Source organism: Candidatus Proelusimicrobium excrementi, assembly GCF_937881865.1.
Lineage (GTDB): Bacteria > Elusimicrobiota > Elusimicrobia > Elusimicrobiales > Elusimicrobiaceae > Proelusimicrobium > Proelusimicrobium excrementi.
In genome coordinates, this window is the sequence record NZ_CALGEO010000110.1 from 1 (window position 1) to 8321 (window position 8321).

At 45.9% G+C, this 8321-nt stretch carries 10 protein-coding genes; all 10 read right to left on the reverse strand.

All coding sequences use genetic code 11. The annotated features are described in order from the left end of the window. Positions 1-176: 176 nt before the first annotated feature. Positions 177-1106 (reverse strand): thioredoxin-disulfide reductase, encoded by a 930-nt coding sequence (trxB, locus tag ACQY26_RS04930; protein WP_428048027.1) that lies wholly within the window; start codon positions 1104-1106, stop codon positions 177-179. Then, positions 1099-1656, reverse strand: a complete 558-nt coding sequence (locus tag ACQY26_RS04935; RefSeq protein WP_428048028.1) for a Maf family protein — start codon at positions 1654-1656, stop codon at positions 1099-1101. The genes trxB and ACQY26_RS04935 overlap by 8 nt, the downstream gene beginning before the upstream one ends. A gap of 1 nt (position 1657) precedes the next feature. Next, positions 1658-1888, reverse strand: coding sequence for a hypothetical protein (locus ACQY26_RS04940; protein WP_428048029.1), 231 nt, complete (start codon positions 1886-1888; stop codon positions 1658-1660). 2 nt (positions 1889-1890) lie between these two features. Further along, positions 1891-2727: an EAL domain-containing protein gene (locus ACQY26_RS04945; protein WP_428048030.1), complete on the reverse strand. Its 837-nt coding sequence runs from the start codon at positions 2725-2727 to the stop codon at positions 1891-1893. A gap of 5 nt (positions 2728-2732) precedes the next feature. Beyond that, positions 2733-4259, reverse strand: a complete 1527-nt coding sequence (locus tag ACQY26_RS04950) for a glycosyltransferase family 9 protein (protein ID WP_428048031.1) — start codon at positions 4257-4259, stop codon at positions 2733-2735. Beyond that, positions 4249-5523, reverse strand: coding sequence for a 3-deoxy-D-manno-octulosonic acid transferase (locus ACQY26_RS04955; protein ID WP_428048032.1), 1275 nt, complete (start codon positions 5521-5523; stop codon positions 4249-4251). The genes ACQY26_RS04950 and ACQY26_RS04955 overlap by 11 nt, the downstream gene beginning before the upstream one ends. Further along, the gene (locus ACQY26_RS04960) at positions 5523-6182 is read right to left on the reverse strand and encodes a lysophospholipid acyltransferase family protein (protein ID WP_428048033.1); all 660 of its coding nucleotides are present in this window, start codon (positions 6180-6182) and stop codon (positions 5523-5525) included. Before ACQY26_RS04960 ends, ACQY26_RS04955 begins: the two co-directional genes overlap by 1 nt. After that, positions 6183-6809 carry a hypothetical protein gene (locus tag ACQY26_RS04965; protein WP_428048034.1) on the reverse strand — a complete coding sequence of 209 codons (627 nt, stop codon included), beginning with the start codon at positions 6807-6809 and terminating at the stop codon, positions 6183-6185. A gap of 3 nt (positions 6810-6812) precedes the next feature. Continuing rightward, positions 6813-7814, reverse strand: coding sequence for a protein translocase subunit SecF (gene secF, locus ACQY26_RS04970; protein ID WP_428048035.1), 1002 nt, complete (start codon positions 7812-7814; stop codon positions 6813-6815). Further along, the coding region (locus ACQY26_RS04975) for a preprotein translocase subunit SecD (protein WP_428048036.1) at positions 7811-8321 on the reverse strand (511 nt) is incomplete at its 5' end. The genes secF and ACQY26_RS04975, both read right to left, overlap by 4 nt.

Below are 8321 nucleotides of genomic sequence, written 5' to 3' on the forward strand. Positions count from 1 at the left end.
CAACCCGCGAGATTTTTTAGATTTGAGGCAAATTTAAGTTTTATTCTAAGCGCGGTATACTAAGCATGATGCGCCCAAAGGGCGCGCAGTATCCAAGCGAGGAAAAAACTTAAATTTGCCTAAATATGGAAAATTGCTAGCATAGAGAATGCAACTTTACACGAATAAAAGCAGTACTATTTAACTAAGTTTACATAGTTTATAGCTTCTATCGCCGCCTTAGCCCCGCTTCCGGCGGCTATAATCGCCTGTCTGTAAAACTCGTCGGCGCAGTCGCCCGCGGCAAAAACTCCCTGTACATTGGTGGACATATGCTCGTTTATTATGACATGTCCGCCGGCGGCAGTTTCAACGCCGCTGCCCTTTAAAAACAGAGTCTGCGGGATTGAGCCCACGGCTACAAAAACGCCGCTTGTTTTTATTTCCTTTAAAGAGTTATCAATTACGTGCTTTAAAACCAAAGAGGTTACCGAGCCGTTTTCCCCTTTAACCTCATCAACCACGTAAGGAATAAGCATTTCTATCTTAGGATTGCTTTTGGCTTTATCCACGGTAAGTTTATCCGCGCGGAAACCCTCGCGTCTGTGGACCAAATAGACCTTAGAGCAAAAATTGGTCAGAAATAAGGCGTCTTCAAAAGCAGTATTGCCGCCGCCGATTACGCATACTTCTTTACCCCTGAAGAAAAATCCGTCGCACGTGGCGCAGGCGGAAACACCCTTGCCTTTATATTCACCCTCGCCTTTAACGCCAAGCCAGCGGGCCGCCGCGCCTGTTGCGATTATCACGCTTAAGGCCTCATACTCTTTGCCGCATTCCGTATATATTTTGAAAGGATTGGAAGACGCATCCAAGCGCAGGACGGTTTCGCCCAATATCTCCGCGCCCAAGCGTTTGCACTGTTTGTGCATTTTATCCATAATGTCAAAGCCGGAAACAGGGTCTATAAAGCCGGGGTAGTTTTCGATATCATTGGTTTGCAAAAGCTGTCCGCCGAGGGAACTCCCCCCCAGCATAACCGTCTTTAAACCGGCCCTTAAAGTATAAACCGCCGCACCGCAAGCCGCCGGGCCCGCGCCTATAATAAGAATATCTGTTTTAATCATTTTCAAACTCCTTTATCATTTCAAGGAAAAGCTCCGAAGGAAAGCCGACGACATTATCGGCGGAGCCTTCAAAACGTTCAATAAACATATCGTCTTTATCCTGCATGGCGTAAGCGCCGGCCTTATCAAGATGTTTGCCGGAAAGCTCTTCCAGCGTGGATTTATCAAGCTTTCTGGCTTTGCATTTGGTAACGTCATAGCCGGTAAGGATTTTATTTTTATCTTTGCAAACTATCGCCAAACCGCTGTAAACGCTTTGCCAGCTGCCGTTTTCCTTATTTAAAAGCCTTAAAGCGTCTTTCTTATCCTTAGGCTTGCCAAGTACTTCCCCCTTGCAATAAACTATCGTATCGCCGCCGATTACCACTGCGCCCGGATATAAAGCCGCGACGCTGAACGCCTTTTTCAAAGCTATGTCCATTACTTTTGCGTGAGGACGCTTCTTTAAAGTATTCTCTTTAATGTCGGAGGAAATGACGTCGAATTTATAGCCGAGCCTTGTTAAAATATCTTTGCGGCGAGGGGAAGCCGAAGCCAATATAAGACGCATATTATTTCTTCATCAAATAGCTTACGATTAAATAGGAAAGTATCAAACCGATTATGCCGCACACGTTAAAGTTAAACGATAAAGCGTGTACGCCGATATCAAAAACTCTTACCAAAGTGCCGACGGCGTCAGAGGGAAGTATCGCTACGACAAGCTTCTCCAAACCATATCCGATAAGACCGGCCAAAATAAAGAATATCACTACAAAAATTACACTGCGAATACCTTTCATAATTACCTCTTGTTGTCAGTTTTTAGTTTGTTTATAAAATCTTTCAGGGGAAGAGGCTTGCTCTTCAAATAGCCTTGAACCCAATCCACCCCGCATTTTTTAAGCAAATCAAGCTGGTTTTCGGTTTCAACGCCTTCGCATATAACAATCATCCCCGCTTTGTGCGCGCGCTTGGTTATTTTGCATATTGATTCCGCGGAAACTTCGGCAAGACGTTCATCTTTAGGCAGAAAACTTTTATCCAGCTTAAGTATATCCGGAGCAAAAAGTTTTAAATCGCTCAGCTTGGTGTAGCCAGCGCCGTAGTCGTCTATATAAGTTACAAAGCCTTTTTTCTTAAGCGCGGCAAGTGCGGCGGCGGCCTCTTTGCGGGAAGTTAAATCAAAACTTTCGGTTATTTCTATACCAATAAGAGAGCGGTCAACGCCGAAAGCCTCGCTTATATCTGACATTTCTTCAACTATGCCCGGCTGAGATAAAGTATAGCGGGAAAAATTTACCGCCAAAGGTACGGCCATGCCGGAGCTTTTCTCTATCTGTTTGACGTAAGAACAGGCCAAGGCCAGCATATAAAGATCGAAATCTTTTATAAGCTCGGATTTTTCAAGTACGGGAATATATGCCCCGGGAGGAATTATTTTCCCGCCTTTATTCCACCTGGAAAGGACTTCGGCTTCCGTTATTTTGCCTTCGTAAACGGAATATACGGGCTGTAAATAAGCCGTAAATTCCTTAGCGGCCAAACCGTCGGAGATATCCTCCAAAGTATATTCCGCGGATTTGGAGAAAACCGGGGCCGCAAAAAAAGCTATAAAAAGAAAAGTAAGAAATTTCTTCATAAAAATCAGCCGTTATGGACGTTCAGCATCTCTTTGGCGGAGTCAAAGACTTCGTCAACGGTGATGTCGCGCATACATTTAAAATGACCCAAAGGACATTTTTTGCCGCCGTGTAAAGCGCAAGGGCGGCAAGGAAGGCCTTTTACCTCCACAACTTTATTGCCTTCCCCGTAAGGGAAAAAGCCGAGTTCTTTTGTGGTGGGGCCGAAGATAGCCAAAGTCGGTACGCCGAAAGCGGTGGCTATGTGCATGGGGCCGGAATCATTGGTTATGAAAAGCTTAAAATGCTTCATAAGGGCCATAAGTTCCGTCAAAGTCGTTTTGGTGGCAAAGTTTATAGGATGAGCCTGGGAAAGACGGCATACTTGTTCGCTTAAGTCCAAATCCGTTTTGCCGCCTACGATTACGGATACTACGCCCAATTCTTTTTCCATTCTGCCGATAAGTTTTGCGTAATTTTCAAGCGGCCAGCATTTTGTCGGCCAGACGGAACCGGGGTGAACGCCTATAAGCGTTTTGCCTTCCGCGCCGGCCTCCTTAAGCATTTGGCTGACGCTTTCTTCCGCATTTTCCCCCGCGCCCTGCATATTTAGGTTGGCGGATTTGAAATTCTCGTTAACTATGCCCTGCAAAAGATACAAGTTGCGTTCGGCGTCGTGTATCATCCAAGTAAAAGGAACCGTTTTGGTAAACAGGAAGCGGCCTTCGCTGTTGGTAAAACCTATGCGGACTTTTACTCCGCTGAGTTTGGCAGTAAGCGCGCTCCTAAAGCTTCTGTGCGGCACTAAAATTACGTCGATATTGCAGGATTTTATTGCTTTGGCCGTTTTAAATACGCCGAATATCTTGCCCCAGCCTTTTTTATTGTCCACGATAACTTTATGAACTTCTTTTAAGTTCTGGAATATTTCAACGTTGGACGGACGCGTAACGACAAAAATCTTGGCCTGAGGGAAAAGCTTGGCCGTCTTTTGGATAAGCGGCGTCGTCAAAACGGAATCGCCCAGGAAAGAGGTTTGGAAGATACATATATTCTGCACTTCTTTTTTGGAGAGGTCCACGGCCTGAAACTTCCAATCGTTTAAATCAGGCGTTTTATATTTTATCGGGATATCCCAAGGTTTTAAAGCTTCAAGATATTTTTCAAGAGTGTGCTTTTCCAAAGCGGGGCTAGGCATTTTAAACTTGACGTACAGCCTTCTGGCCATGGAGTTTTTGTTATAACGCTGCCTGTTGGGTACGCCGGAGAACAAAGAAAGCAGCATGGTTCTTAAGGTTGCATGCAAATCCAGCAGATGGGTAAAATGAGCCGCGCGGATTTCTTTCAGCGTCGGGATAAAGCCTTTGAAAACCATTATTTCGTCAATATCCGGGTGCCCGGCCAAAGCTTGGGCGAACTGTTCTTTGACCAAAAGGGTTATCTTACACCCCGGCCATTTATCTTTTATGTTTTTAAACACCGGCGAAAGCAAAACTATATCGCCCAAAGATGATAATCGCATAACCAGCACTTTATTGTTTTTATTTTCCATATTTTTCCACTACCTTTAAGGTTCTGTCGGTAGCTCCTTTAAAAGATAAAGAACATCGCCCCGCCGCTTTTCCACATTCGGCCAAAAGGGCTTTATCATTAAACAAATCTTCCGTTTTGGAAGCGAAATTTTCCTCATTAACCAAAACACCGCCGCCGCAGTTTAAAAGAGCTTCGGCCACGTCCGGCGTATTATAATAATATTTACCGAATAATACCGGCTTTGAAAATACCGCCGCTTCCAAAAAGTTGTGTCCGCCGCATTTGCTTATGCTCCCGCCGACAAAGCAAACCGAAGCTTTTTTATAAAACGCGCCCAGCCAGCCCATTGCGTCGGCAAGCAGAATACGGCAGCCTTCAAAATCCTTTTCTTTTTTATACGAACTCAAAGAAACATATTTAACGCCCGATTCGGCCAAATTGCGCAAAATTTGCTTTTTACGCTCCAAATGCCTGGGAGCTATTACAAATTTTATATCCTTATCTCTGCGGGCGGCTTTAATAATAACGGCTTCTTCCTCCTCGTGAGTGCTGCCGCAGACGGTTATAAAAGCGTCCTGCCAGCCTATCGCTTTGAAAAGTGAGGAAACTTCCCCCTCTCTGGAAGGATATTCGTTAAGCAAATCGTATTTTATATTGCCGCAAGCGTAAACTTTATCTTCCGACGCGCCGAGCGATATATACCTTTGGCGGATTTCTTCCGTCTGCGCGCAGATGAAAGTGATTTTGCCCATAAGCAGCTTAACCAAAGGAGAAAGCAATTTATAACGCTTCGCGCTGCGGGCCGAGAGCCTGCCGTTTACGACGGCGATTTTTATTCCGCAGGCAGCGGATGCCGCTATCATATTGGGCCATAAGTCTGCCTCAACTATATATAAATAAGCCGGGCGGTAGAATTTTATAAATCTTTTTACCAGAGGATAGCAGTCCACCGGCATTAAAAGCGCTTTGTCAAAGACGGGCTCCTTTAAAGCCGTATTCCTTCCGGCGGCGGTGGAAGTGGTTAAAACTATGCGGCAGCCGTAATATTCTTTTAAAAGCCCGGCAAGCTTTATCACGGAGCGGACTTCCCCCACGCTGGCGGCGTGTATCCATAAAGATTTGGCCGGCCTTTGCCCGAAAGGGCTCAGCACGAAACGCTGGGAAAGTTCATATTTTAAATTTTTCAGCAAATTGCGCCTGGGCGAGAAGAAAAAGAAAACAACCACGCCCAATGCCGCAAAAGGAGCAAAAAGATTAAGAAGAAACAAAATAAAATAGCCCATTAGGATACCGCCTCTACGGCTTTTGCCGTGGCTTCGTTTAAATATTCCGTAAGTTTGCGGCGGCATTGTTCGATGTCGTCGTCTTCGCCGACCCATAAAGGCGGCCCGTAAATTACAGCGCATTTGCCGAAAGGCAAAGGCACCTGGAATTTATCCCAAGAATTTATCGAAAATTTATGACTGCTGGCAACACCCGCCGGGATAATGGGCAAATGCGTTTTTTGGGCCAAATAAATGATACCGGCATGGGCGTTGTACACGGGGCCCCTGGGGCCGTCGGGCGTTATCGCCGGGTTATATCCGGCTTGGGATATGTCCATAAGCCCTCTTAAAGCGGAATAACCGCCCCTTGTGGTTGAACCGCGCATGGCCTTCATTTTAAATTTAGTCAATGCTCTGGCTATATATTCCCCGTCTTTGCTCATACTGACCAATACGCAAATTTTGCCCTGTTTTCTGTAAGGATATAAAAGGAAAGTTTGTTGATTGTGCCAAAACGCGTAAATTACGCGCTGGCGTTTATCGATTTCGACGGCGTTTGCGTCGCCGCCTTTTATATATTTGGTAAATATGCCGCAAAAACGAATATAGAAAGAGATAAAATTGGCTACCAGCGAATATTTTATTTTGCTTGACGCGCTTAATCTGTTTTTTGGCATTTATTTTTTACCTTTTTTCTTGCGCCACGGCATTATAAAAACGACCGTGGCTTTCGGCCATACCTGGCCGTTTTCAAATTTAACGTTTATTTTAGCCGCGTTCAGCCTCTCAAAAAGAGCGGGCAAAGCGGCTTTGGCTATTTCCGGATCGGCTTTGGGCGCTTCCCTCAAAAATCTCGGCAAAGGGCCGTATGCAAATACGGGCGAGGACAAAAGTTCGTATCCTTCAACTTCAAAATCTTCTTTGGCGGCGTCCTCTTTAATTAAATCCGCTATAAAAGTTATTGCCGTACGCAAAAAATCGTAAATTACTATATTGGCTATCGCCGCGGCGTGCATATTGGTAAGCACGGCGGCGGCTTCTTCTATTTCCCGCCCCAATGTTACGGCGCAGACGGAAAATCTGTCCTCATGCTTAATTCCGGCGGAAGAAAGCTCAAGGCACTGCCCTTCAATAAATTCATAAACGACGCCCGGCCTTAAAGCCTGATGAAGCGAGGCTATAAAAACGGCCAGGTCGCTTTCAAGGGGAAACCCCGCCGCGGACGAGTCAATATTGGCCAGCCTTATGCGGCGGAGTATCTCCTTCAAATGTACTGCGACTTTAAACTTCTTAATCTTCCTCATCGGTTACTTTGCACTGCTTTTTCTGGGTTTCCTTTTGTAAGAAGATTTCTTTTTGGCTTCGGGTTTGCTTTCCTGAGCCGCGGCGGCGGGAGCGTCGGCGGGTGCGCCTACGCTGTAATTACCGCCTTTAGTCCACTGATAGACCAATCCGGGCACCAAAACCATGGTGGAATAAGTGCCGGATATCAAACCGATTAAAATCGCGAAAGAGAAGTTGTTTAAAACTTCCCCGCCCATAAAGTAAAGTATGGCGGTGGCCACGATTACGGTAAGGGAGGTTATAATCGTTCTGGAAAGAGTTTCGTTGACGCTGACGTTCAAAAGCTCTTTAATGCCCCATTTGGGATGCAGAGCGATATTTTCCCTGACTCTGTCAAATATTACGATAGTATCGTTGACGGAGAAACCGGCTATCGTCAGCAAAGCGGCGACGATTACCAAGTCCACCTCCAGCTGCATGATTGAAAATACGCCTATCGTCAAAAACACGTCATGGAACAATGCCACTACGGCCATTGCGCCCCAAATTATGTTTTGGAAGCGGAAACCGATATAAACCACCATTGCCGCCAAAGCGAGCACAAAAGCCATAATGGCTTTCTTCGCCAAGAAGCTGCCCACAGTGGGGCCGACAAAGTCGGTCTGTTCAACATTGAAAGCGACGTTTGTATTTTTCAACGCGCCTTCAATGCTGTGAGCGACTTCATTGACGCTGTCTTGGCTGCCTTTTACTTTAATGGCGAAAGAATTGCGCCCGATAAAAGTTTGGATATCGGCGGTGATATTCGCTTTGCCCAAGGCCGAGCGGATATCTTTAATGTCGATATTGTTTTCAAACTGAACTTTTACCACGGTGCCGCCGGTAAAGTCAATACCGTAATTCATTCCTTTAAAAATAACGGAAAGAAGACAGGCTATCATCAAAATGCCGGAAATGATAAAAAATATTTTTCTGATTCCGATGAAGTCTATATTTGTTTTGGGAAGCATCTTAAAATAACTCATATACTAATCTCCTTCGGGTTAGCCGTAAGCAAAAGCTCATAAATGGCCCTTGTTACGAATACTGAAGTAAACACGCCCACGAATAAACCCAAGGTAAGCGTTAAAGCAAAGCCTTTGACCGGGCCGGTGCCGAATTGGAACAACAGCAACGAAGCGATCCAGGTGGTAAGGTTGGAGTCAAAAATCGCGCTCCAAGCTTTGTCATAACCTTCTTTAATGATTATGGGCAAAGGCTGGCCTTTGTCTTTTTCTTCCCTCATACGTTCCAAAATAAGAACGTTTGCGTCAACGGCCATCGCCAAGGACAAAATGATACCCGCGATGCCGGGCAGGGTGAGCTGCACGCCGGGCACCACAGCCAGGAACAGGAACAGCAGGATGATGTAGATCACCAGCGCCCAGTCAGCCACGATGCCGGCCATGCGGTAGCGGATGATCATGATGAGCATCACGATCAGGATGCCGATGGCAGCAGCAGTCACGCTGGTGGCCAGGGCATCCACGCCC

Excerpts from the sequence above, each read along its gene's own strand:
- trxB (WP_428048027.1), bottom strand. The coding sequence starts at position 1,106 with ATGATTAAAACAGATATTCTTATTATAGGCGCGGGCCCGGCGGCTTGC.
- ACQY26_RS04935 (WP_428048028.1), bottom strand. The coding sequence starts at position 1,656 with ATGCGTCTTATATTGGCTTCGGCTTCCCCTCGCCGCAAAGATATTTTA.
- ACQY26_RS04940 (WP_428048029.1), bottom strand. The coding sequence starts at position 1,888 with ATGAAAGGTATTCGCAGTGTAATTTTTGTAGTGATATTCTTTATTTTG.
- ACQY26_RS04945 (WP_428048030.1), bottom strand. The coding sequence starts at position 2,727 with ATGAAGAAATTTCTTACTTTTCTTTTTATAGCTTTTTTTGCGGCCCCG.
- ACQY26_RS04950 (WP_428048031.1), bottom strand. The coding sequence starts at position 4,259 with ATGGAAAATAAAAACAATAAAGTGCTGGTTATGCGATTATCATCTTTG.
- ACQY26_RS04955 (WP_428048032.1), bottom strand. The coding sequence starts at position 5,523 with ATGGGCTATTTTATTTTGTTTCTTCTTAATCTTTTTGCTCCTTTTGCG.
- ACQY26_RS04960 (WP_428048033.1), bottom strand. The coding sequence starts at position 6,182 with ATGCCAAAAAACAGATTAAGCGCGTCAAGCAAAATAAAATATTCGCTG.
- ACQY26_RS04965 (WP_428048034.1), bottom strand. The coding sequence starts at position 6,809 with ATGAGGAAGATTAAGAAGTTTAAAGTCGCAGTACATTTGAAGGAGATA.
- secF (WP_428048035.1), bottom strand. The coding sequence starts at position 7,814 with ATGAGTTATTTTAAGATGCTTCCCAAAACAAATATAGACTTCATCGGA.